This is a genomic window from Rhodococcus sp. NPDC059234 (assembly GCF_042754225.1).
Lineage (GTDB): Bacteria > Actinomycetota > Actinomycetes > Mycobacteriales > Mycobacteriaceae > Rhodococcus_G.
This window is the reverse complement of sequence record NZ_JBHZAH010000008.1, coordinates 52,097-75,879: the sequence shown is the minus strand read 5'-3', so window position 1 is coordinate 75,879 and position 23,783 is coordinate 52,097. Positions and strand designations below refer to the sequence as shown.

Genomic DNA, 23,783 nt, shown 5'->3' with positions numbered 1-23,783 from the left:
GTCACAGTGGTGACGGAACTCGACGGGAGAATGTGACAGATGGACGGAAACGACTGGTTGGCGGTGCGTTTCGAGGACCATCGCACCCATCTTCGGGCGGTCGGCTACCGGATGCTCGGCTCGCTGAGCGATGCCGACGACGCGATCCAGGAGACGTGGCTGCGGCTGAGCCGGTCCGAGGCCGACACCCTCGCGAATCTCGGTGGGTGGCTGACGACCGTCATGGGACGGGTGTGCCTGGACATGCTGCGTTCGCGCAAGGTCCGCCGCGAGGATTCCATCGACGACCGGCAACTGCCCGATCCGATCGTCAGTCCGGTGGAGGGCACCAACCCCGAACACGAGGCGCTGCTGGGCGATTCGGTGGGACTTGCACTCCTCGTAGTGCTCGACACCCTGACCCCCGCCGAGCGCCTCGCCTTCGTGCTGCACGACATGTTCGCGGTGTCCTTCGAGGAGGTCGCGCTCGTCGTGGGGAAGTCCACCGCCGCCACCAGGCAGCTCGCCAGCCGCGCACGCCGCCGCGTGCGGGGCTCGACCCCGCCCCCTGCCCCCGACCTCGGCCGGCAGCGGGAGGTCGTCGACGCATTCCTCGCCGCCTCCCGGGGCGGCGACTTCGACGCCCTCGTCGCGGTTCTCGACCCGGACGTGGTGCTCAGGGTCGACACCGGAGCGGGAATCCTCAAGGTCGTTCGCGGGGCCGAGGCCGTGTCCGCGCAGGCCCTCAGCTTCGCCCGGTTCGCCCACTCGTCCGTGCCGACGCTCGTCAACGGCGCCGTCGGGCTCGTCACCGCCCCCGACGGTCGCATGCAGTCGGTCATGGCCGTGACCATCGCGAACGGCCGGATCGTCGAGATGTTCATCGTGGCCGACCGCACCCGCCTGGGCCGGATCGACGCGGCGCTCGCGCGGGACTGACCCGCCTCGCGGCGGTGGCTACCCGGTGAGCACCCGATCCAGCGCCGCGACGGCGGTGTCGAGTTCCGCGGAGGTCACCGTCAGCGGGGGACGGAATCGCAGCCCCCGATCCCCGGTCCCGAGCATGAGCACGTGCTCGCGTTCGCGCAGTCGGGTGAGCACCGCGTCGCGATGGTCCGCGGTGTCGAGCGTCACCGCACACATCAGTCCGCGGCCGCGCGGGTCGGTGACGCATGCGTGCCGCGCCGCGAGGGCGGTCAGCCCGGCGAGCAGTTGCGAACCGAGCAGCCTCGCGCGATCGATCAGCCGGTCCCGCTCGATCACCTCGAGGATCCGCCGGGCCCGCACCATGTCACCGAGATTGCCGCCCCAGGTGGAGTTGATCCGCGAGCTCACCCGAAAGACGTTGTCGGGCACCTCGTCCACCCGGCCGCCGGCCATGATTCCGCACACCTGCGTCTTCTTGCCGAAGGCGACCACGTCCGGCTCGAGGCCGAGTTGCCGGTACGCCCAGGCCGATCCGGTCATGCCCACCCCGGTCTGCACCTCGTCGAGCACGAACAGGGCGTCCCGTTCGCGGCACAGGACCGCCATCGCCTGCAGGAACTCCGGGCGGAAGTGGTGGTCGCCGCCCTCGCCCTGGATCGGCTCGGCGATGAAACAGGCTATGTCGTCCGGGTTCTCGTCGAACGCCGCCCGCGCCTGGGCCAGCGCCCTCGCCTCGTCCGCGGCCACGTCCCGCCCGGACTCGAGGAACGGCGCGTCGACCCGCGGCCAGTCGAACTTCGGGAACCGGGCGACCTTGATCGGCTCGGTGTTGGTCAGCGACAGGGTGTAGCCGCTGCGGCCGTGGAACGCGTGCGTCAGGTGCAGGACCTTCGTGCCCAGCGCCGGATCGCGGCCACGTGCCTGGTTGTGCCTGCTCTTCCAGTCGAACGCGACCTTGAGCGCGTTCTCGACGGCCAGGGCGCCGCCGTCGACGAGGAACAGGTGTGGCAGTCGCGGGTCGCCGAGCACCCGGACGAACGTCTGCACGAACCGCGCCATCGGCACGGTGTAAACGTCCGAGTTGCTCGGCTTGTTCACGGCGGCCTCCGCCAGTTCGGCGAGGAACCGAGGGTCGCCGGCCAGGTCCGGGTGGTTCATTCCGAGGGCCGACGAGGCGAAGAAGCCGAACATGTCCAGGTACTCGGTGCCGTCCCGCAGGTCCACCAGGCACCGGCCGCGCGAGTTCTCGAGATCGAGAACCAGGTCGAATCCGTCGACGAGCATGCTCGTCGACAACACGCCGAGCACCTGCTCCGCGTCCAGGTCCGCGCCGCCGAAGCGGCGTCCGATCGCACCACTCATACGTTCAGGTTATGTCAAACATCCTGAATATGGCACGTCAAACAGTAACTTTGCCTCTACTGGACTTCCCTGTCGTAAAATGTCTGCAAAACGATGGTGCTGCGCGTTCGGACGTTCGCGGTCGTGCGGATCTCCTGCAGCAACTGCTCGAGTTCGCGCGGCGACGCCACCCGCACCACCAGCACGTAGCTCTCCTCCCCCGCGACCGAGTGGCACGATCGAATCGCCGGGATGTGCGCGAGCCGAGCGGGTGCGTCGTCCGGACTCGACGGATCGAACGGGGTGATCGCCACAAATGCCGACAACGCCTCCCCCAGCGCCGCCGGATCGACGCGCGCGGTGTACCCACGGATCACCCCGCGCGTCTCGAGCCTGCGCACACGCGTCTGGACCGCGGAGACCGACAGCCCGGCCTTCTGCGCCAGCGTCGCCAGCGTCGCGCGGCCGTCGTCGACCAGTTCACGCACGAGCAGCGTGTCGATCTCGTCCAATGGCTCCGGCATCTGGGCAGGCTAACCCAGTACGCCCCGTCCACGTACCCACGAGGAGTGTCCGATGAGCGCATCACTGCGTACCCGCGCCGACCGTGCGCTGCGCGCCTGCGGCGCTGCCGCCCCGGACGCGGGCGGCGACCTGCTCGCGTCCACCCCGATCGACGGCTCCGTCCTGTACCGACTCGCCCCGAGCGATGCCGGGCAGGTGTCGAACGCGATCGACGATGCACACCAGGCCTTCTCGCGCTGGCGCACGGTTCCCGCCCCGCAGCGCGGCACCCTGGTCCGCAGACTGGGGGAACTACTGACCGAACACAAGGCCGACCTCGCCGAGCTTGTCACCGTCGAGGCGGGGAAGGTCACCTCCGAGGCGCTGGGCGAGGTGCAGGAGATGATCGACATCTGCGAGTTCGCGGTCGGGTTGTCCCGGCAGCTGTACGGGCGGACGATGGCCTCCGAGCGGCCCGGCCATCGGCTGATGGAGACCTGGCATCCGCTCGGCGTGGTCGGGGTGATCTCCGCGTTCAACTTCCCCGTCGCGGTGTGGTCCTGGAACACCGCGCTGGCCCTGGTCTGCGGCGACACCGTGGTGTGGAAGCCGTCCGAGCTGACCCCGTTGACCGCGATCGCGTGTGATGCGTTGCTGCGCAGGGCCGCACGGGACGTCGGCGCGCCGGACGGCGTGCACCGGCTGGTACTCGGTGCGGGACCGGTCGGCGAGCAACTGGTCGACGACCCGCGCGTCGCACTCGTCAGCGCGACCGGTTCGGTCCGGATGGGCCGGGCGGTCGGGCCGCGTGTGGCGTCCCGGTTCGGCCGGTGCCTGCTGGAGCTGGGCGGCAACAACGCCGCAGTGGTCGCGCCGTCGGCGGACCTCGATCTGGCCGTGCGGGGAATCGTGTTCTCCGCGGCGGGAACCGCCGGCCAGCGGTGCACCAGCCTGCGCAGGGTGATCGTGCACACCTCGATCGTCGACGCCGTCGTCGGCCGCATCGCCGACGCGTACCGACAGCTGCGGGTCGGGGACCCCGGCGACGACGGCGTGCTGGTCGGCCCCCTGATCCGCGAACAGTCCTGGACCGCGATGACGTCCGCGCTGGACCGGGCCGCGGCCGACGGCGGGACGCTCGTCTGCGGAGGCGAACGACTCCCCCGCGAGGGTGTGTACGTCACGCCGGCCCTGGTCCGGATGCCGGCGCAGACCGAGGTCGTGCGCGAGGAGACGTTCGCCCCCATCCTCTACGTACTCGGCTACGACTCCCTCGACGAGGCCATCGCCCTGCACAACGACGTGCCCCAGGGCCTGTCCTCGTCGATCTTCACCCTCGACCAGCGCGAGGCCGAGCGGTTCCTGGCCGCCGACGGCTCCGACTGCGGAATCGCCAACGTGAACATCGGCACCTCCGGCGCGGAGATCGGCGGCGCGTTCGGCGGGGAGAAGGAGACCGGCGGCGGCCGCGAGTCCGGCTCCGACGCATGGAAGTCCTACATGCGCCGGGCCACGAACACAGTGAACTACTCGACCCAGTTGCCCCTCGCCCAGGGCGTCAGGTTCGGCTGATGCGGCTCCGCCGCAGTGGTGTGCTTTCGGAGTCCGGACCCTCCGTATCCGCACCACTGCGCGTCAGCGCCTGAACCCGATCGTCGTAGTCCGCCCTCCCGGTCTGGTCGACGGATGTGACAGCCCGGTTCCCGCCGACCACCCGGCGCACCAGCACGATGAGCGGTTCGGGGGCCAGCGCCAGGCCGAGGTCGAGGGCGGCCAGGTAGCCGGGCACCGGGGTCTGCGCCCGGCGGGTGCGGCAGGTGCGCACGACCGCGGCGGCGATGTCCTCGGGCTCCACCGTCGGCAGGCCCTTGCCCAACGGCAGCCCGGAGGTGAGCGTGGTGCGCACCGCGCTCGGCAGCACCGTGGACACGCTCACCCCGTGGTCGGCGAACTCCAGCCGCGCCGCGGACGAGAGTCCCACGGCCGCGAACTTGCTGGCGTTGTAGACCGCGAGGCCGGGGATGGCGATCTTCCCGGCGAGCGAGGCGACGTTGACGATGTGCCCGCGACCGCGCTCGATCATCGCCGGGGCCACCGCCCGCATCCCGTGGATCAGGCCCCACACGTTCACGTCGATGGTGGCCTCGCCGATCTCGTCCGGCTCCTCGAGGAACCGGGCGACCGGCATCACGCCGGCGTTGCCGACGAGGACGTCGATCGGGCCGAGGTCGGCGGTCACCGCCGCCACGCAGGCGTCCCAGGACGCTCGAGTGCGCACGTCCAGGGTGTAGGCCCGTGCCGCCGAACCGATCTCGGCGGCGACGTCGTCGGCCGCGGCGCGGTCGAGGTCGGCGACCGCGATCTTGGCGCCGCGCGCGGCCATGGCCAGCGCGGTGGCCCGGCCGATCCCGCGCCCGGCGCCGGTGACGAGGACGACGGCCCCGGCGAGGTCGATCGCGGGGTACCGCTGCTGTGCTGTGAGGTTCATCGGGTCGCCATTTCTGTGGGGAGGTCGGTGGAGGTCTCGTACGCACGCTCGTCGAACTCGCCGAGCCGGGTCCGCATCCGGTCCGTGGACCACGGCCAGTTGAAGCTGTTGCGCCCGTTGACGTCCAGGAAGTAGCTCTGGCATCCGCCTGCGTTGTAGACGGTGGTGGCCAGCGCCTGCTGCACGTCGGCGTTGAACGCCGCCTGCACCTCGGGCCGGGTCTCCATCCTGGTCCAGCCGCCCGCGCGGGCCGCCGCGATCGCCTGCGCCATGTACTCGAGCTGCGCCTCGAGGATCATGAACGCGGAGGTGTGGCCGGTGCCCAGGGCGGGACCGAGCAGCACGTACGCGTTGGGGAACCCGGCGACGGTGGTGCCGAGGTACGCCTGGGGGCTGCCCTTCCAGTGGTCGTCGAGGCTGCGGCCACCGCCGTCGAAGACCTTGCTGCCGATCGGCATGTCCAGGATGTGGAAGCCGGTGCCGAAGATGATGGCGTCGACCTCCCGCTCCGAGCCGTCGGCGCCGACGACGGTGTTCCCGCGCACGGCCGCGACCGCGTTCGCGTGCACCTCGACGTTCGGCTCGGTCAGCGCCGGGTAGTAGGTGTTCGACAGCAGCAGCCGCTTGCAGCCGAGCGTGTAGTCGGGGGTGAGGGCCTTGCGCAGTTCGGGGTCGCGGACCTGGGCCCGCAGCTGGGCGCGGCCGATCTGCTGCACGATCCGCAGGATCCACGGGTTCCGGAACCCGACGCCGAGTGCCTCCATGATCGCGTACTCGACCGAGCGCAGTGCCCGATGCGCGCCGGGGATGCGCCGCATCGCCCATCGCTCGATCCTCGGCACGTAGTGGTCGGGCTTCGGCAGCACCCACTGCGCGGTGCGCTGGTACAGGTGCAGCCGCTCCACCTCGGGCTGGATCGCGGGTACGAATTGCACTGCGGAGGCACCGGTTCCGACCACCGCGACCCGTTTGCCGGTCAGGTCGTAGGCGTGGTTCCACCGGGACGAGTGGAAGACCTCGCCCTCGAAGGTGTCCAGGCCCGGGACGTCGGGAGTCAGCGGCTCGTTCCAGGGGCCCGCGGCGGCGACGACGGAGTTCGCGGTGAACGTGCCCGCCGAGGTCTCCACGATCCACCGCCTGCGCGGCTCGTCCCACTGGGCGCGGGCCATCTCGGTGCCGAAACGCACGTGCGCCTCGATGCCGTGCTCGGCGGCGGTGCGGTCGATGTACCGACGGATCTCCTCCTGCCCGGCGAAGAGCCGGGTCCACTCGGGGTTCGGGGCGAACGAGTAGGAGTAGAGGCCGGACGGGACGTCGCACGCGCACCCGGGATAGCTGTTGTCGCGCCAGGTCCCGCCGAACGAGTCGCTCTTCTCGAGGATCGCGAAATCGGTGATCCCCATCCTGCGCAGGGTGATGGCCGCGCCGATGCCGGATATCCCGGCGCCGACGATGAGGAACTCGAAATGCTGTGCTTGCGTCATCGCACGTCTCCCGTTGCGAGTCGGTGGGCCAGGGCGGCCCTGGTGGTCCGCAGCGAGGACTCGAGGGTGGCGAGTCGCCTGCGGTCGTCCATGAAGTTCGGGCCCATCACGGCCAGGTCCTCGGCGGTGGCATCGAGCCGGACAACCCGGGTGCCCGCCGCCTCGACGGCGGCGACCTCCGCGTCCAGGCCTGCGCTCATCCAGCCGCGCAGGACCAGGCGCTCGGCCCGCGCGGCGCCACGGCCGGGGACCCGCCCGGTAGAGGCCATCGGCGCCAGCACCACCAGTTCGTCGAGATCGAGGGGTGCCACCAGGTCCGCCGAGGCGGTCGACGCCGCGCCGCCGTCGACGAACCGGCGGTCGCCGACCCGCACGGGCGGCAGCCAGCCCGGTATCGCCCAGGAGGCCCGAAGTGCCTGCGAGAGTGTCGCTTCCGGGGCACCGGGCGAGCCGAACGCGACACGCTCTCCGCTGTCGTAGTCCATCGCGACGAGCCAGGTCGCGGGGTGCGAGACCCAGGTGCCGCCCGGGGCCACACCGAGCGCGAGCCGGTGCAGCCAGCCGGCGTCGCCACGGCCGGTCGGCAGCAGGCCGCTCAGCGCGGTGACGGGCGCGACCTGGCGACGCAGGCCGGAACGCGCCAGCCGCGGCGAGCCGAGCCCGAACCGCGGCAGCGGCGGGATCCGTCCCGGCGCGTCGGCGAGGTGGGCGCGCAGCGCCGGATGGGTGACCTGCTCCCCCAGCTGCATCGCGAGCAGTTCGTCCACCCCCACCCCACCGCCGAGCATGGTGACCAGTTCCGCACCTGCCGACGTGCCGACCAGTACCTCGGCCTCGCGCGGATCCCAGTCCAGCGCGTCACGGACCGCGGCCAGCGCCGCGACCGTCCACGCCGCACCGAGCGTGCCGCCGCAGCCGATCACCAGGCCCCGACGAAGTTGTCTGTCACTCGCAGTCATATTCAGAAACTAGCAGTATTCGAATACGATGGGTATGCCAAATCGGAGAGTTTTCTCGGAACGGAGTCGTCATGGCGCGAATGACCAGGTCGGAGAGTCAGGCCCAGACGAGGGCACACCTGGTGGCGACCGCGCGCGACCTGTTCCTCGCCGACGGGTACGCCGCAACCTCGCTCGAGAAGGTGGCCGAGGAGGCCGGCTACTCCAAGGGGGCGGTGTACTCGAACTTCCGCAACAAGAAGGAGCTGTGCCTGGAGGTGCTGCAACTCATCCACACCACCAAGGGCGCCGAGGTCGCCGCGGTGCTGGCACGGCAGGCGCCGTTGGAGGAGCGGCTCGCCGCGTTCGAGGAGTGGGCCGAGCGCACCCTCGGCGACGTCGGGTGGACGATGCTCGAGTTCGAGGTCATCGTGCTGGCCCGCCACGACCCGGAACTGCGGGCCGCGCTCGGCGCCGGCCTCGGCACGGTACACAGCATGGTGGCCGCCGTGCTCGCCTCGCTCGTGGCGTCCGGCGAGGTCACCCTGCCGGTATCGGCGGAGGACGCCGCGACGAGCGCGCTGAGCATGGGTGTGGGCCTGGGCATCCAGCGCGCGATCGACCCGACGATCTCCACCGGCGCGCTCACCCGAAACGTCCGCGCGCTTCTCACCGCTTCGAGGTCCACCGCACTACCCTGACTTCGGTGACGAACTGGCCGAAACTCGCGCACGACATCGCCGAGGACGTGCTGTTCCCGGCCGCGAGCAGCGTCGACGCCGACGGTGAGATCCCGGTGAGCCACTTCGAGGCGCTGGCCGAGGCCGGCTTCTACGCCATGGCGGCGCCACCCGAGACGGGCGGTCCCACACTCGAACTCGAAGACCTGGTCGCCGTGGTGGAGACGCTGTGCGGCGGATGCCTGGCCACAAGTTTCACCTGGATGCAGCACCACGGCGTGGTCGCCGGACTTGCCGGCAGCCCCAATCCGGCACTGCGCGAACGGTACTGGGACGGCCTGCTGGCCGGAACCGTTCGCGCCGGGGTCGCCTTCGCCGGGGCGATCCCGCAACCACCGCTGTTGTACGCGCGCCGGGTCGACGGCGGCTACGTCCTCGACGGGGTGGCCCCCTTCGTCACCGGCTGGGGCATCGTCGACGTCCTGCAGCTGAGCGCGCGCGACGAGTTCGACGACTCGATCGTGCACGCGCTCGTCACCGCCGGCCCGGCCGACGGGATCGCCGTCGAGGACCTGCCGCTGATCGCGGCCCGCGGCAGCAACACCGTGCGCATGCGCTTCGACGGATTCGAGGTGGCCGACGACCGGGTGGTGAACGTGGCCTCCCCCGAACAGTTCCGGGCCGGGCAGACCTTCGGATCGTGGCTCAACGCGTGCATGGCGACGGGCGTGACGCGACGCTGCCTCGCCGAACTCGCCGAGACGGGTTGTGACACCACCCGGCTGGCGGACGAGGTGTCGGGCGTGCGCGCGAACCTCGACGCCGCGCAGTCCGGTCGCGGAGATCTCTTCGCCGCACGCGCGCAGGCCTCCGAGCTCGCCCTGCGGGCGGCCGCCGCGCTGGTGGCGGCCACCGGTAGTGCCGCGGCGCTCAGCGGCAGCACCGCCGAACGGCTCGTGCGGGAGGCGACCCTGACGATGGTCGCCGCGTCCCGGCCACAGATCAGGTCGGCGCTGCTGGACCGGTTCGGCGCGAACGCGGAGCGCTGACCGAACGATCGCGGCGCCGTCGAGGAGGGTGTGGGTAGCCACACTCCCGGCCCGAGGGCCAGCCCCCTCGAACCGACAGCACCTTTCGGGAAGCATCGCAGTCATGACATTCACCGACTTCCTCCGCGCGCCCGTGGCCGCGAAGACCTGGCGCGAGGCGGGCTATCTGGCGGCCTCGGCGGCAGTGGCCGTCATCGGCTTCACGTATCTGTTCGTAGGTACGATTTTCGGGGCGGTGCTCGTCGTCACGCTGATCGGGATTCCACTGCTCGCGGCGATGATCGTGGGCACGAGGGGATTCGGCCTGCTCCACCGCCGACTCGCTGCGGCGCTGCTGCGTCTCCACGTCGACGAACCGCCTGTGTTCGCGCCGCGGCCCGGGGTCCTCGGCTTCGTCCGCTCCTGCCTGACCGACCGGACGGGCTGGCGCGCAGTGCTGTTCGTGCTGATCAAGTCCATGCTGTCGGTGGTGTCGGTGTTCGGCGCACTGCTGTTTTCGGCGATTGCCATGTTCCTGACCGCGTCACCGCTGCTGTGGTGGCTGATCGACCCCGTCAACATCGACGCCTCCGGCACGCCCCGGCGCTCGATCGCCCAGTTCGGCGACGTGTACGTCGACAGCTGGCCGGGGGTGCTGGCATTGTCGGCCGTCGGCGTCGTGGGACTGTTCCTCGCGCCGTGGCCGATTCGCGGGCTTGCCTCGCTCGACCGCATCCTGATCCAGCTCCTGCTCGGCCCGTCCCCGCGCGATCGCAGGGTCGAGGAACTCGAACGCAGCCGCTCCGCGGTGGTGGAGGACTCCGCGACCAGGCTGCGGCGGGTCGAACGCGACCTGCACGACGGCACCCAGGCCCGGCTGGTGGCCATGGCCATGACCCTCGGCCGCGCCGAGGAACGCATCGCAACCGGCCAGGATCCGTCCGACCTGGTGCACGACGCGCACTCGGCGGCGAAGGATGCACTCGCCGAGCTGCGGGAGATGGTCCGCGGCATCCATCCACCCGCCCTGGACCTGGGGCTCGGCCCGGCACTCGAGACCCTGGCCGCCCGCAGCGCCGTCCCGGTCGAACTGTCCGTCGCGATCGATCCGCGGCCCTCACGCGGAACCGAGACCATCGCCTACTTCACCGTCGCCGAACTGTTGACCAACACCGCCCGCCACTCCGGTGCGACGCGGGCCTGGGTGTCCGCCGGCCTGCACGGCGATTCGCTGTCGGTCGTGGTGCGCGACAACGGTGTCGGCGGGGCCGTCGTCGGGGCGGGCAGCGGGCTCGCCGGCCTGGCTGCGCGTGCCGGCACCGTGGACGGATCACTGCTTGTGGACAGCCCGGCCGGCGGTCCGACGGTGGTCACCCTCTGCCTGCCGGTCGACGGGACACGCTGATGCGCATCGTGATCGCCGAGGACAACGCGATCCTCCGGGACGGCCTCGCCCAGCTGCTGATCGAGCGCGGCCACGAGGTGCCCGCCACCGTCGGCGACGCGACCGCGCTCGGCGAGGCGGTCGCCGCGCACCGGCCGGACGTCGCGGTGGTCGACATCCGGATGCCCCCGACGTTCACCGACGAGGGGCTCGTCGAGGCGGTCGCGCTGCGCCGCAGGTCCCCGGACGTCGGGGTGCTGGTGTTCTCGCAGTGGATCGAGACCCGCTACGCCACCGAACTTCTCGGGGGCCGGGCGGCGGGGGTCGGGTACCTGCTCAAGGACCGGGTCGCCGACGTCGCCGAGTTCGTCGGCGCGCTGGAACGGGTCGCGGCGGGCGGGACCGCGCTCGATCCGGAGGTGGTGACGCAGTTGATGGGTTCGAGCAGGCGGACCGAGGCGCTGGACCGGCTGACGCCACGCGAACGCGAGGTGCTCGGCCTCATGGCGCAGGGGCTGTCGAACTCGGCGCTCGCCGCGTCGCTGCAGGTCACCGAGCGAGCCGTGGAGAAGCACATCGGGAACATCTTCACCAAGCTGGACCTGCCGCCGTCGGAGGGGCACCACCGCCGCGTGCTGGCTGTCCTGCGCTACCTGGACTGATCGATCGCCCGGCCCGCACGCACCTGCTCGACGTGCCAACGAATGACGTCGGCCACCAACACCGGGTCCTCCAGCATCGGCACGTGTCCGACACCGGGCAGCACCGTGCTGGTGACCGCGGGCGGCAGTTCGTCGAGGAACCTGCGCGCGTACCGCTCGACGGGCAGCAGCACGTCGTGGTCGCACAGCACCAGCCGGGTGGGCGCCCGCACCGCACCCAGGCCGCGAATCCCGCCGTCCCGCAGCCCCATCCACTCGGTCGGCAGGTAGGCACTGCAGTGCGTGGCGGCCCGCACGACGGTACGGAAATCTCGCTCGGACACCGCCTCGACGTCGCGGCTGAGCAGCCGCAGCGACTGCCTGCGCACCAGCGGGATCCGTGCCGCCGCGTCGCCGAGCACCCGGCCGAGGCCGATCAGCGGAGCCAGTCCCAGGAAGATCGCACCCAACCGCAGCTCGTCGCACGACGGGTTCACCCATCCACCCGCCGGCGCGATCGCGGTCACCGACCTGGCGCGTCCGCGTCGTTCGAGTTCGAAGGCCAGCCACCCCCCGAGCGAGTTACCCACCAGGTGGCAGGTGTCCCAGCCGAGGCCGTCGAGCACCCGTTCCAGCCCGTCGGCGAACGAGCCGATGCTCACGTCCCGGGCGCGAATCCGCTCACCGCACCAGTGGCCCGGCAACGACGCCGCCAGCACGTCGTACTCGGCCGCGAGCAGGTCGGCGGTCGCGTGCCAGACGTGGTGAGAGAGGGCGAACGGGTGGATCAGGAGCACGGGGTCACCGCTGCCCACCCTGCGATACGGAGTCCCGCTCGAGTCCATTTCTCCACGGTAGGACGGTGTACGCCCCGATTCTGCGATTTCCGGCCAGCCGCCCTGTCCGTGGGGCTGCTACTCACCCGCGCCGATCACGCCCCTGAGGGTGGTGAGCTTCTCGGCGGTGAGACCCGCCGGTCGCAGGACAGCGTTCCATCCGTCGACGTACTCGCTGGTGTACGTGTGGCCGTGACCACCCGGAACTCCGGTGGAGAACGGTAGGTCGGCGGTGACCTGCCAGAACGTCACGAACGGTATCCAGACCATGTCCTCGAGCACGTCCCGCCCGGGCGCCTGACCGATCCAGTCCGGCTCGGTCAGGATCAGGTTCGGACTCCACCAGACGATCGGGTCGGACGGATGCATCAGGTACAGGACACGGCTGCCGTCCCACGGCCGCGCCGCGGGTGGAATTCCGCCCCCGGGGTCGTTGCTGAAGCGCACGGTTCGCCCGTCCTTGTAGATCGGCTCGACCTCCGGGCTCCCCGCCTCACGCCGATCGCTGAACTCGCGGAAAAGGGTGTTGAAATTGGGCGGGCCCGCGAACAACGTTCCCGAGGTTCGGTTGCGCAGGTCGTATTCGCCGCTGAAGGCGGTCTCGCCGCCGAACGAGCCCAGGCTCTCGCCGGCGACGAACAGCCGGGGACGGTGGTCCTGCGGCAGTTTCGACCACACGTCGTAGACCGCGTCGAACAGATCGCGCCCGGCTTCCCGGGCTTTCGACTGGTCGACCAGGTACGAAATCCACGACGGCAGATACGAGTACTGGATCGCGACGGTCGCCGCGTCGCCGCCGGTGAGGTACTCGAAGGTGTCCACCAGGGCCGGGTCCACCCATCCGCTCCCGGTCGTCGTCACCACGAGCAGGTTGCCGCGCTGGAAACCCCCGGCCCGGGTGAGGTCCTCGACCGCCAACGCCGCGCGGGACTCGGAATCCGCCGACGACGCCAGACCGGCATAGGTGCGAATCGGTTCGAGGGCCGGGTGGTCGACGAACTGGCTGATCTGGTCGGTCGACGGGCCTGCGCCGATGAAGCTGCGCCCCTGCCACCCGAGCGAATCCCACGGCACCACCGATCCGGGGCCACCCGAGCGCAGGCCGGTCACCGGCTGCTGCACGCCTTCGGGGGTCTTCGTGTCCCGCAACGAGAAGGCACTGTTGGCGACACCGACGAGGCCGCCGAGCAGCACCCCCGACACCACCGCGTAGACGAGTCCGGCAATCAGAAACCACCCGACGACGCCCGCCGCCCGCCGCCCGATCCACCGGTCGAGCAGCCTCGCGCTCCAGCGGTACAGGCCGCGGATGCCGCGCCCGACCGCCACGATGAGGCAGAACACCGCCGCCGCGATGACGGGTGCGAGAACCACGAGCGGGATGCTGTGTTCGGTCACCCCCATCAGCGCGCGGATCTGGTGCTGCCAGTACTGCCCGACGCCGAACGCAACAGCGAACAGCACCACCCCGACGACGACGAAAGCACGCCAGGCGCCGCGTCGTGGACGCCGAGGACCTCGGTCGGCGAACGCGCGCCAGACGAATGCCACCAGCACCCCCAGCCCGTACCCGATCGCTGCGGTGATTCCACCGACCACTCCCTGCAGGAGTCCTCCGCGAGGGAGCAGCGACGGCGTGAACGAGAGGCACGCGAAAACGAGTGCGCCCCAACACCCGGGAAGGGTGAGGTACAGCAGCTTCCGCTGCTCGCCGGATTCGGACGGCACACCGTCGTCGACTCCAGCACCCGGCGGACCGCCGGACGAGTCCAGGACCTTCGGCGCCACGGCTACCTCCACCTACCGCACCGGCTACTCCCAGCCGGAGCTCGGGATCCAGTTCCAGACCGCCCAGATGACGACCACGTCGAGCGCGATGATCAGGCCTGCCCACCACGGGCTGTAGGGCAGCCACAGGAAGTTGGCGACGATCGACAGTCCCGCGATGACGATCGCCAGCGTCCGCGCCCATATCCCTGCGCCGAACAAGGCGACACCCACCAGCGCGATCACCACACCGAGCGCGATGTGGATCCAACCCCACGCGGTCAGATCGAGCTCGTACGTGTAGTCGACGCCGACGGTGAAGATCTCGTCGTTGCCGACCGCGGCGATCCCCTGGAGCACCTGGAGCACCCCGACGACGACCAGGAGCACCGCGGCGCCGATCGACGTGCGGGCCGCGACCTCCTGCTTGACGCTCGACTTCTCGGACACGACGGTTCACCTCTCCGGACCAAGCGAAGCGGAGCCGGCGTTTACCGACTCCTCGGATGTGCCACGCCACCCTCAGTGTGCGCCCCGTGTCGGGGGGCCGGGGCACTATGGAGACCATGGACACGGTGCTCGGCAGGTTCTCCGCCCCCACCCGGGAGTGGTTCGCCGGTGCCTTTCCCGGGCCCACTGCCGCCCAGCTGGGCGCGTGGGAGGCGATCGCCGACGGCTCGCACGCGTTGGTCGTGGCACCGACCGGATCCGGCAAGACCCTCTCCGCCTTCCTGTGGGCGCTCGACCAGCTCGCCGCCCGTCCGCCCGACGAGGAACGTCGGCCGGGCACCACGGTCCTGTACATCTCGCCGCTCAAGGCGCTCGCCGTCGACGTCGAGCGGAACCTGCGGGCCCCGCTGGTCGGGATCACCCAGACCGCGAAGCGCCTCGGCGTGACACCGCCGGAGATCTCCGTGGGGGTTCGGTCGGGGGACACCACGCCCGCCGCGCGGCGCACCATGCTGCGCACCCCGCCGGACATCCTGATCACCACCCCCGAGTCGCTGTTCCTGATGCTCACCTCCGCGGCGCGCGAGACCCTGGCGACCGTGCAGACGGTGATCGTCGACGAGGTGCACGCGGTCGCCGCCACCAAACGCGGTGCGCACCTCGCCCTCTCACTCGAACGTCTCGACATGCTGCTGGACCGGCCCGCGCAGCGGATCGGGCTCTCCGCCACCGTCCGCCCGCACGAGGAGGTGGCCCGGTTCCTCGCCGGGTCGGCTCCGGTGCACATCGTCGCGCCACCCGCGCCGAAGACCTTCGACCTCACCGTGCGGGTACCGGTCGAGGACATGACGGAGCTCGGCGTCACCGACCCGGATCCGACATCGGAATCCACTGCACCGCAGCAGGGTTCGATCTGGCCGCACGTGGAGGAGCAGATCGTCGACCTGGTGCTCGCGCACTCCTCGTCGATCGTGTTCGCCAACTCTCGCCGGCTCGCCGAACGACTGACCGCGCGCCTGAACGAGGTGTACGCGTCGCGGCTCGGCGAGCCGGTCGCGACCGTGCACGCACCAGCCTCGCAGATCGGGTCGACGTCGGAGGTGAACCACGGCGCCGATCCGCTGCTGGCGCGGGCCCACCACGGATCGGTCAGCAAGGACCAGCGCGCGCTGATCGAGGACGACCTGAAGTCCGGCCGGCTGCGGTGCGTGGTCGCCACGTCCAGCCTCGAGCTCGGCATCGACATGGGCGCGGTGGACCTGGTCATCCAGGTGGAGGCGCCGCCGTCGGTGGCCAGCGGCCTGCAGCGCGTCGGCCGGGCCGGGCACCAGGTCGGCGAGATCTCCCGCGGCGTGCTGTTCCCCAAGCATCGCACCGACCTGATCCACTGCGCGGTCACCGTCGAGAGGATGACGACCGGGCAGATCGAGGCCCTTGCGGTACCGGCCAATCCGCTCGACATCCTGGCCCAGCACACGGTCGCGGTGTGCGCGCTCGACCCGATCGACGCCGGCGTGTGGTTCGACGCGGTCCGGCGCACCGGGAGCTTCGCGACCCTGCCCCGCTCGGCCTACGACGCGACCCTCGACCTGCTCGCCGGCCGCTATCCGTCCGACGAGTTCGCCGAACTGCGGCCGCGGCTGGTGTGGGACCGGGACGCCGACGTGCTGACCGGCCGGCCGGGGTCCCAGCGCCTGGCCGTCACCTCCGGCGGCGCGATCCCCGACCGCGGGCTGTTCACGGTGTACATGGTGGGCGAACGCAACGCCCGGGTCGGTGAGCTCGACGAGGAGATGGTCTACGAGTCCAGGGTCGGGGACGTGTTCGCGCTCGGCGCGACCAGCTGGCGGATCGAGGAGATCACCCACGACCGGGTGCTGGTCTCCCCCGCGTACGGGATGCCGGGCCGGTTGCCGTTCTGGCACGGCGACGGCCTCGGCCGGCCCGCCGAACTCGGCGCCGCGCTCGGCGGGTTCCTGCGTGAAACCGCGCTCGGCGACCCGGCGGACCTGCGGACACGACTGACCGCGCAGGGCCTCGACGAGAACGCGACGAACAATCTGCTGGCCCTGGTCGAGGAGCAGCGGGCGGCGACCGGGCAGGTGCCCAGCGACCGCACCCTGGTGCTCGAACGGTTCCGCGACGAGCTCGGCGACTGGCGGCTCGTGCTGCACTCACCGTACGGGCAGCCGGTACACGCACCGTGGGCGCTGGCCATCGGCTCGCGGCTGCAGGAGCGGTACGGGATCGACTCCGCGCCAACGGCATCCGACGACGGCATCATCGTCCGGCTGCCCGACACCGAGGACGCGGCGCCGGGGGCGGACCTGTTCGTCTTCGACCGCGACGAGATCGAGGACATCGTCACCGAGCAGGTCGGTCACTCGGCGCTGTTCGCGTCCCGGTTCCGCGAGTGCGCGGCCCGCGCCCTGCTGCTGCCGCGCCGCAATCCCGGCCGGCGCGCCCCGCTGTGGCAGCAGCGGCAGCGGTCCGCGCAACTGCTGGACGTGGCCCGCAAGTTTCCGACGTTTCCGATCCTGCTCGAGACCGTCCGCGAGTGCCTGCAGGACGTGTACGACCTGCCGTCGCTGACCCGGCTGCTCACGGATGTCGGCCGTCGGCGGATCCGGATCGTGGAGGTGGAGACGCCGTCACCGTCCCCGTTCGCGACGTCGCTGCTGTTCGACTACGTCGGCGCCTTCATGTACGAGGGCGACAGCCCGCTCGCCGAACGTCGCGCCGCCGCCCTGTCCCTGGACTCGACTCTGCTCGCCGAACTGCTCGGGCGGGTGGAGCTGCGGGAACTGTTGGACGAGGCGGTGATCGAGCAGACCGAACGCGAACTGCAACGCCTGGTCGAGGACCGCTGGGCCCGCGACGCCGAAGGGGTCGCGGATCTGCTGCGCCTGCTCGGCCCGCTCACCGATGTCGAGGTCGCTGCCCGTTGCGTCGCCGATCCGCGGGAGTGGTTGGGGCAGCTCGAATCCCGCAAGCGCGCCATGCGGGTGGGGTTCGCCGGGCAGTCCTGGTGGGTCGCCATCGAGGACGCCTCGCGGATGCGCGACGCCCTCGGCGTGCCGCTGCCGATCGGCACCCCGGCCGCGTTCATCGAGCCGGTCGACGACCCGCTCGGCGACCTGATCGGCCGGTACGCCCGCACCCACGGACCGTTCACGCTCGCCGACGCCGCGGCCCGGTTCGGCCTCGGCACCTCGGTGGTCCGCGACGTCCTGCACCGGCTCGCCCTGGACAAGCGGGTCGTCGAGGGCGAGTTCCGGCCGGCGGCAACGGGTTCGGAATGGTGCGACACGGAGGTGCTGCGCCGGCTGCGGCGCCGGTCCCTGGCCGCCGCCCGCAAGGAGGTCGAGCCCGTCGACCCGAAGGTGCTGGGCCGGTTCCTGCCGGAGTGGCAGCACGTCGGCGGCGGGCTGCGTGGTGTCGACGGCGTCGCCGCCGTGATCGACCAGCTGGCCGGCGTCCCGATCCCGGCCTCGGCGTGGGAGTCGATGGTGCTGCCGTCGCGCGTGCGCGACTACCGGCCCGCGATGCTCGACGAACTCACCACCACCGGCGAGGTGTTGTGGTCGGGGGCCGGGCAGATCTCCGGGAGCGACGGCTGGGTGCGCCTGCACCTGGCCGACGCCGCGCCGTTGACGCTGCCGGCCCCGCAGGACGTCGAGCTGTCCGAGACGCACCGGGCGATCCTCGACGCCCTGACACCGGGCGGCGCGTTCTTCTTCCGCAACCTGTCCGACCAGATCGGATCCACCGACGATGCGGTGCTGGTCGATGCCCTGTGGCAGCTGGTGTGGGCCGGGCATGTGAGCAACGATTCGTTCGCTCCGCTGCGTGCGCTGCTGTCGGGCACCACCCGCGCGACGCCCAGTCACCGGGCCCCGCGCCGGGCGCCACGGACCCGCGCGTACCGGGCCCTGCCCAGGCCGACGCTGCCGTCGCGTACCGGGCCGCCGTCGGTCGGCGGCCGGTGGTCCCTGCTGCCGGAACCGGAACCGGATCCCACCGTCCGCGCGCACGCCCGCGCCGACCTGCTGCTCGACCGCTACGGGGTGCTCACCCGCGGCGCCGTCGTCGCCGAGGACGTGCCCGGCGGATTCGCGTTGATGTACAAGGTGTTGCGCGGCTTCGAGGACAGCGGCCGGTGCAGGCGCGGCTACTTCGTCGACGGTCTCGGCGCCGCGCAGTTCTCCACATCCGAGGTGGTCGACCGGCTGCGCGGGTACGCGGAGACGACCGGCGACCGCGCCACCGCCCGCGCCGATCCGACGGGCGGCGCCGTCATCCTGGCCGCCGCCGACCCGGCGAATCCGTACGGCGCTGCGCTGCCGTGGCCGTCGACCGAGGGCGGGCACCGGCCCGGACGCAAGGCCGGAGCGATGGTCGTCCTGGTCGACGGGGAGCTGGTGCTGTACGTCGAACGCGGCGGCAAGACACTGCTCACCTTCGCCGAGGACGGCGAGGCGCTTCGCCTCGCCGCGGGCGCGCTCGGGGGTGTCGTCGACGGCGGCGCGATAGACAAGATCGTGGTCGAGAAGGTGAACGGCGAGTCGGTGCACGGCAGTACGCTCTCGCCCGTGCTGGTGGAGGCGGGCTTCGCCGCGACACCACGCGGACTGCGGAAGCGGGCCTCGTATGCCCGGAGTTGACCGTGCCCGAGGGTGACACCGTCTGGCGGACCGCGGGGCAGTTGCGCGACGCGCTGGTGGGCGCGCCGCTGACGGTGTGCGACATCCGGGTTCCGCGGTACGCGACGGTGGACCTGACACCGGCACCGGTCGACGAGGTGCTCAGCCGCGGCAAGCACCTGTTGATCCGGGTGGGCGGCCGCACGGTGCACACGCACCTGAAGATGGAGGGCGTGTGGCAGGTGTACCGGCCGGGGGCGCGGTGGCGTCGGCCCGCCTGGCAGGCCCGCATCCTGCTCGGCAACGAGCGGCACCTGGCCGTCGGTTTCGAGCTCGGGACGGTGGAGGTGCTCACTCGCGAGCAGGAACGTACGGCGGTCGGACACCTGGGGCCGGACCTGCTCGGACCCGACTGGGATCCCGCGCTCGCGGCCGCGAACCTGTCCGCCGACCTCGATCGTCCGATCGGCGTCGCGCTGCTCGACCAGCGAGTGCTGGCCGGCATCGGCAACGAGTACCGCAGCGAACTGTGCTTCCTGCGCGGGGCGCACCCGGCTACGCCGGTCGGCTCCGTCGGCGAGCTACCCGCCTGGATGGACCTGGCCCGTCGCCTGCTCGTCGCGAACCGGGACCGCCCCGTCCGGGTGACCACCGGCGACCGCCGCCGCGGCCGCACGGCGTGGGTGTACGGCCGCGCCGGCCGACCGTGTCTGCGCTGCGGCACCCTCGTCGAGTCGGGCGCCCTCGGCGAGGGTCCCGACAGCGAGCGACGGGTCTTCTGGTGCCCGAACTGCCAACCGCCCCCCGAACACCCGGCAAACGCCACATAACGCCAACCGCCGGGTAGTTTGCGGAGTGCTGTCCGGACTCGGAAGATCAGGGGACCCACGTATGCACGACCAGAGCCCGAGCAGCTCTCGTCAACAGCCGCAGCCAGCGCAGACCGGGGCGGAATCCCGAGTACGGGATCGGGTCCGGCAGATCGCCACCGATCTGGGTCAAACCGCGATCCGGGAAGTCCTCTTCGTCGACGGCAACTCGTTCATGGCGCGTTACGACACCCGCCACGACACCCTCACCTTCCAGCGCGGATGGATGGACGCTGCCGGCGGACCCGAGTCCGACGCTGTCACCTGGACGATCCACCACGAACTCGGGCACCGCGGCGACAAGAATGCCTCGACGGTCGCGTGGATGACGGGACTTGCCGTGCTCGTCGTCATTCCGGTCGCCGCGCTCGTATGGGGCCTGTGGCGCAGCATCTCCGATGCCGTGAAGAATGACTTCGTCTTCGAAACCGACACACTGTTGCCGGCGGTGGCTTCGATCCTCATCGGGGTGGCGATCGTCGCTCCCCTGAGGTGGTTGCTCGAGTTCCGGGCTGACGACTTCGCGGCCGACCGACTCGGCGACGCGGACGGGCTCGGCGCCGCATTCGACGCGACACCCTCGACAATCGGGCGGCGAACAGGCACTCCCACGCATCCACCGGTTCGCACCAGGCTCGGTCGCCAGCGACGCCGCCACCCACGGGCAGCCTGACCGCCGGATACCGTGGGGCACCGCATGCAGCGACCGACCTGCGGGGGAACGCCGTTCACGGAAATCACCTGTGGACACCTCCGGCCCAACCCTGCTACTACTGAGTGGTCAGTGGCGGGAGGGGACCTGATGCCATCTGTGAACCGAGCGGGATCGGGTGAGCCCGTGCTCCTTCTCCACGGATTCACCCTGTCGCACCATGTGTGGCACGGCGTCGTGGACCGACTCTCGAGCGACTACGAGGTCCTTGCGATGACGATGCCCGGGCACTGGGGTGGCCCTCGGCTGCGTCTGCGCGATCTCGGGGTCCGCGGGATAACCGATGGAATCGAACGTGAACTCGACGCGCTTGGCTGGGACACCTGCCACGTCGCGGGAAACTCGCTGGGCGGCCAGGTCGGCTTCGAACTCGAGCGCCGAGGTCGCGCGAGATCCCTCGCTGCGATCAATCCCGGCGGAGGTTGGAAGCGCTTCTCCTACACGGAGTTTCGCCTCGGACTTGGGTTCACTGCACAATTCCCCCTCGCTGCCGCTGCCCGCGTGTTCGGTGATCGAGTCGCAACTCGCGAGAGGTTCCAACGCCCGATCATCCGGAACTGCAGCCGGGACACCACCGCCGTCGACCCCGACGATGCGGCGAATGTGCTCCGCGCGGTTTCTCACTGCCCCGTCTACCTGCCGATCCAGCTGGCATTTCTCCGCGACGGACCGCTCACGGAGCTCCACCGGGTCGCCGCCCCGACATCGTTGATCCTGTCCGAGTTCGACACCTTCCTGACCCGGAACGAATGCATGCAGCGGCTGATCGACGAACTGCCCGACCACGTCGAGGAAGTCGTCCTCCCCGGCGTCGGACACATTCCGATGCTCGAGAACCCCGGAATCGTCTCCGACGCCCTGCGAGCCCACCTGATCAGGGTCACCCGTCGACAACCCGAGCGCGCATCCTGATACGCGTGTCCGCCAGGTGCGGTGGAGGCCCCCTCGGGCTACGCCCGGCTCGCCCGGTCGAGCAGGCCCAGGCAGTGCCGGATCAACGTCTCCCGCGGCACGGCGACGGTGCCGTCGAGGACTCCGATGAACAAGCTCGTCAGAGCACCGACGAGACCGAGCGCCCGCAGGGCACGCTCGTCGGGATCGGCGACCTCTCGCAGCTGATCCTGCACCAGCACAACGAAACTCGGGGCCAGCGCGAGCCCCCGGCCGCCCAGTGCGGGTTCACGCAGCGGCGCCAGCAGCAGGACCCGACCCGCCTCGGGGTGGTCGAGAACGAGCGCGACGAACGCGCGGACCGCGAGTTCCGCGATCTCCGTCGGGGTCTCGGCGCCGGCGACCGCGGACACCAGCGCCGTTCGGGCCCGCTCGCCGACCTCCGCGTAGACCTCGCGGATGTAGGCGTCACGGTCGGCGAAGCTCTCGTAGAAGTACCGCTCGGTGACCCCTGCCGCGCGGCACGCCGCACGCACGCTCACCGCCGGCCCGTCGGCGTCGCCGAGCAGGTCCACCCCGACCTCGACCAGGCGGGTCCGTCTCTGCAGACGGCGCTGGTCGAGGCCGGGGCGGTCGGTGGTGCTCATCGGCCCCAGTGTATTCGGGCCGAGTCGGTCACATGTGGGTGCCGCCGTCGATCCGAATCTCGGTGCCGGTGACGAACTTTCCGTCGTCGGACGCGAGCATCGCGATGACACCGGCGACGTCCTCCGGCGGCGCGAAGCCCTCGCCGATCCACGGGTACAGCTTGCCGATCAGGCTCGGGTCCAGGCCCTCCTCCGGGAAGCCCGGGTTGCTGGTCATGCCGGACGCGATGGAGCCGGGCTCGACCGCCACGGCACGCAGGCCCTGCTTGGCGTACTCGAGCGCGATCGCGTGGGTGAAGGACCGGATGCCGCCCTTGGTCGCCGCGTAGGCCGCCATGTACGGGTGCGCGAAGTGCGCGGAGGTGGAGCTGAAGTTCACGACCACGCCCTTGCCGTTCTCGAGCAGCGCCGGCAGCGCCTGCCGCGTGACGAGGAAGGTGCCGGTCAGGTTGATGCCGACCACGGTGTTCCAGAACTCGAGCGAGGTCTCGGCTGTGTGCGAGGACCGCAGGATGCCGGCGGCGTTGACCAGCACCTGGAGCCCGCCGAGCCGCTCGATGGCGCCGCCGATGTTCTCCCGGACCGAGTCCTCGTTGGAGATGTCGACGGTCGTGACGCTCAGGCGGTCGGCGGTGCCGGCCTCCTCGGCCCGCTGCCGGGTGACCTCGAGGCCCTCCGCGTTGATGTCGGCGCCGACGACGACGCCACCCTCGTCGAGGATCCGGGCCACGGTGGCCTGGCCGATGCCCGATCCCGCGCCGGTGACGATCACCTTGCGTCCGTCGAAGCGATTCATGTTCAGCACTCCCTCTAGTTCACGATGTCGATAGCCTAAGTTGCACGCTACGCCGGAGTGGCACAACGTGCCATGATGGTGTCCATGGTGGACCCGATTGCGCAAGCCCCCCTCTCGCTCACCGAACGGCGCAAGGCCAAGACCCAGCTCGACATCGCCCGTTGCGCGGCCGAACTGTTCTCCGAGCGCGGTGTCTCCACTGTCACCGCCGACGACATCGCGACCGCGGCCGGCATCAGCTTGCGCACGTTCTACCGCTACTTCCGCACCAAGGAGGACGCGGTCGGCCCGCTGCTCGCCGGCGGCGTCACGGATTGGATCACCGAGCTCACCGCCACCCCTGCCGACGTCCCCGCCGCCGCGGCGCTCGAGTCGTCGGCCCGCCTCACCCTGACCCGCACCGACCGGTTCGGCGTGGACTCGCTGCGCCTGACCCGCGCCCTGCTGCGCGCCGTCCCCGGCGACCCCGCGCTCGAGGCGGTGTGGTTCCGCGTCGTACACGACACCGAGGAGGCGCTGGTGACGGTGCTCGGCGAGCGACTCGGCCCCGACGCGGACCCGCTCGAGGTCCGACTGCTCGCGGTCGCGGGCAACACCGCCATGCGCCTGGCCATCCAGACCTGGGCCGGAACCGGAGACACCGCGGGCGACGAGGACACCGGCCCGACTCCCGCCGACATCGCCGTCCGCTGCATCCGAGCCCTCACCGCCGGGGTGGGCTCGGCCCTGGATCCGTCTGCGGGATGACCACGGGTCCGACTTTCGGACTACTCGACTC

At 71.0% G+C, this 23,783-nt stretch carries 21 protein-coding genes; 11 read left to right on the top strand and 10 right to left on the bottom strand.

Going from position 1 to position 23,783, the window contains the following annotated elements; genetic code table 11:
* Positions 1–39: 39 nt before the first annotated feature.
* The gene (locus ACFXGJ_RS03520; RefSeq protein WP_378616527.1) at positions 40–918 is read left to right on the top strand and encodes a sigma-70 family RNA polymerase sigma factor; all 879 of its coding nucleotides are present in this window, start codon (positions 40–42) and stop codon (positions 916–918) included.
* A gap of 18 nt (positions 919–936) precedes the next feature.
* On the opposite strand, the gene lat is transcribed toward ACFXGJ_RS03520, so the two are convergent.
* Positions 937–2,268: an L-lysine 6-transaminase gene (lat, locus tag ACFXGJ_RS03515; protein ID WP_378616525.1), complete on the bottom strand. Its 1,332-nt coding sequence runs from the start codon at positions 2,266–2,268 to the stop codon at positions 937–939.
* 56 nt (positions 2,269–2,324) lie between these two features.
* The gene (locus ACFXGJ_RS03510; protein ID WP_378616523.1) at positions 2,325–2,771 is read right to left on the bottom strand and encodes an Lrp/AsnC family transcriptional regulator; all 447 of its coding nucleotides are present in this window, start codon (positions 2,769–2,771) and stop codon (positions 2,325–2,327) included.
* A 52-nt stretch (positions 2,772–2,823) separates the two neighbouring features.
* On the opposite strand from ACFXGJ_RS03510, the gene ACFXGJ_RS03505 reads away from it, so the two are divergent.
* Positions 2,824–4,323, top strand: coding sequence for an aldehyde dehydrogenase family protein (locus ACFXGJ_RS03505; RefSeq protein ID WP_378616521.1), 1,500 nt, complete (start codon positions 2,824–2,826; stop codon positions 4,321–4,323).
* On the opposite strand, the gene ACFXGJ_RS03500 is transcribed toward ACFXGJ_RS03505, so the two are convergent.
* From ACFXGJ_RS03500 to ACFXGJ_RS03490, 3 genes are read right to left on the bottom strand one after another with little or no spacing between them, the layout of a single operon-like run.
* Entirely contained in the window at positions 4,310–5,239 is a 930-nt protein-coding gene (locus ACFXGJ_RS03500) for an SDR family oxidoreductase (RefSeq protein ID WP_378616519.1), read from the bottom strand. The two genes, ACFXGJ_RS03505 and ACFXGJ_RS03500, sit on opposite strands and share 14 nt — an antisense overlap.
* Positions 5,236–6,723 carry a flavin-containing monooxygenase gene (locus ACFXGJ_RS03495; RefSeq protein WP_378616517.1) on the bottom strand — a complete coding sequence of 496 codons (1,488 nt, stop codon included), beginning with the start codon at positions 6,721–6,723 and terminating at the stop codon, positions 5,236–5,238. The genes ACFXGJ_RS03500 and ACFXGJ_RS03495 overlap by 4 nt, the downstream gene beginning before the upstream one ends.
* A complete protein-coding gene (locus ACFXGJ_RS03490; protein WP_378616515.1) occupies positions 6,720–7,682 on the bottom strand; it encodes a patatin-like phospholipase family protein in 963 nt (320 codons plus the stop codon). The genes ACFXGJ_RS03495 and ACFXGJ_RS03490 overlap by 4 nt, the downstream gene beginning before the upstream one ends.
* Before the next feature lie 71 nt (positions 7,683–7,753).
* On the opposite strand from ACFXGJ_RS03490, the gene ACFXGJ_RS03485 reads away from it, so the two are divergent.
* The 4 genes from ACFXGJ_RS03485 to ACFXGJ_RS03470 all read left to right on the top strand — a co-directional run bounded on the left by ACFXGJ_RS03485 (position 7,754) and on the right by ACFXGJ_RS03470 (position 11,415).
* The gene (locus ACFXGJ_RS03485; RefSeq protein WP_378616512.1) at positions 7,754–8,362 is read left to right on the top strand and encodes a TetR/AcrR family transcriptional regulator; all 609 of its coding nucleotides are present in this window, start codon (positions 7,754–7,756) and stop codon (positions 8,360–8,362) included.
* A 5-nt stretch (positions 8,363–8,367) separates the two neighbouring features.
* A complete protein-coding gene (locus ACFXGJ_RS03480) occupies positions 8,368–9,390 on the top strand; it encodes an acyl-CoA dehydrogenase family protein (RefSeq protein ID WP_378616510.1) in 1,023 nt (340 codons plus the stop codon).
* A 103-nt stretch (positions 9,391–9,493) separates the two neighbouring features.
* Entirely contained in the window at positions 9,494–10,774 is a 1,281-nt protein-coding gene (locus tag ACFXGJ_RS03475) for a sensor histidine kinase (RefSeq protein WP_378616508.1), read from the top strand.
* Positions 10,774–11,415, top strand: coding sequence for a LuxR C-terminal-related transcriptional regulator (locus tag ACFXGJ_RS03470; RefSeq protein ID WP_378616506.1), 642 nt, complete (start codon positions 10,774–10,776; stop codon positions 11,413–11,415). The genes ACFXGJ_RS03475 and ACFXGJ_RS03470 overlap by 1 nt, the downstream gene beginning before the upstream one ends.
* Here the strand turns inward: ACFXGJ_RS03470 and ACFXGJ_RS03465 are convergent.
* From ACFXGJ_RS03465 to ACFXGJ_RS03455, 3 genes are all read right to left on the bottom strand, one after another.
* On the bottom strand, positions 11,403–12,239 hold the full coding sequence (locus tag ACFXGJ_RS03465) for an alpha/beta fold hydrolase (protein WP_378616504.1): 837 nt from the start codon (positions 12,237–12,239) through the stop codon (positions 11,403–11,405). The genes ACFXGJ_RS03470 and ACFXGJ_RS03465 overlap by 13 nt on opposite strands.
* Positions 12,240–12,308: 69 nt before the next feature.
* Positions 12,309–13,958 (bottom strand): alpha/beta hydrolase, encoded by a 1,650-nt coding sequence (locus ACFXGJ_RS03460; RefSeq protein WP_378616557.1) that lies wholly within the window; start codon positions 13,956–13,958, stop codon positions 12,309–12,311.
* Positions 13,959–14,042: 84 nt separating this feature from the next.
* Positions 14,043–14,447: a hypothetical protein gene (locus tag ACFXGJ_RS03455; protein WP_378616502.1), complete on the bottom strand. Its 405-nt coding sequence runs from the start codon at positions 14,445–14,447 to the stop codon at positions 14,043–14,045.
* A 107-nt stretch (positions 14,448–14,554) separates the two neighbouring features.
* On the opposite strand from ACFXGJ_RS03455, the gene ACFXGJ_RS03450 reads away from it, so the two are divergent.
* The 4 genes from ACFXGJ_RS03450 to ACFXGJ_RS03435 all read left to right on the top strand — a co-directional run bounded on the left by ACFXGJ_RS03450 (position 14,555) and on the right by ACFXGJ_RS03435 (position 21,583).
* Positions 14,555–19,111, top strand: coding sequence for an ATP-dependent helicase (locus tag ACFXGJ_RS03450; protein ID WP_378616500.1), 4,557 nt, complete (start codon positions 14,555–14,557; stop codon positions 19,109–19,111).
* A 2-nt stretch (positions 19,112–19,113) separates the two neighbouring features.
* On the top strand, positions 19,114–19,920 hold the full coding sequence (locus ACFXGJ_RS03445) for a DNA-formamidopyrimidine glycosylase family protein (RefSeq protein ID WP_378616498.1): 807 nt from the start codon (positions 19,114–19,116) through the stop codon (positions 19,918–19,920).
* A 61-nt stretch (positions 19,921–19,981) separates the two neighbouring features.
* Positions 19,982–20,632 (top strand): hypothetical protein, encoded by a 651-nt coding sequence (locus tag ACFXGJ_RS03440; RefSeq protein ID WP_378616496.1) that lies wholly within the window; start codon positions 19,982–19,984, stop codon positions 20,630–20,632.
* A gap of 165 nt (positions 20,633–20,797) precedes the next feature.
* Positions 20,798–21,583 (top strand): alpha/beta fold hydrolase, encoded by a 786-nt coding sequence (locus tag ACFXGJ_RS03435; RefSeq protein ID WP_378616494.1) that lies wholly within the window; start codon positions 20,798–20,800, stop codon positions 21,581–21,583.
* Between the two features lie 38 nt (positions 21,584–21,621).
* On the opposite strand, the gene ACFXGJ_RS03430 is transcribed toward ACFXGJ_RS03435, so the two are convergent.
* Positions 21,622–22,209 (bottom strand): TetR/AcrR family transcriptional regulator, encoded by a 588-nt coding sequence (locus ACFXGJ_RS03430; protein WP_378616492.1) that lies wholly within the window; start codon positions 22,207–22,209, stop codon positions 21,622–21,624.
* Between the two features lie 28 nt (positions 22,210–22,237).
* Positions 22,238–23,005: an SDR family NAD(P)-dependent oxidoreductase gene (locus tag ACFXGJ_RS03425; protein ID WP_378616490.1), complete on the bottom strand. Its 768-nt coding sequence runs from the start codon at positions 23,003–23,005 to the stop codon at positions 22,238–22,240.
* A gap of 57 nt (positions 23,006–23,062) precedes the next feature.
* Between ACFXGJ_RS03425 and ACFXGJ_RS03420 the strand changes: the two genes are divergently transcribed.
* Positions 23,063–23,752: a TetR family transcriptional regulator gene (locus ACFXGJ_RS03420; RefSeq protein ID WP_378616488.1), complete on the top strand. Its 690-nt coding sequence runs from the start codon at positions 23,063–23,065 to the stop codon at positions 23,750–23,752.
* The last annotated feature ends 31 nt before the right edge of the window (positions 23,753–23,783 follow it).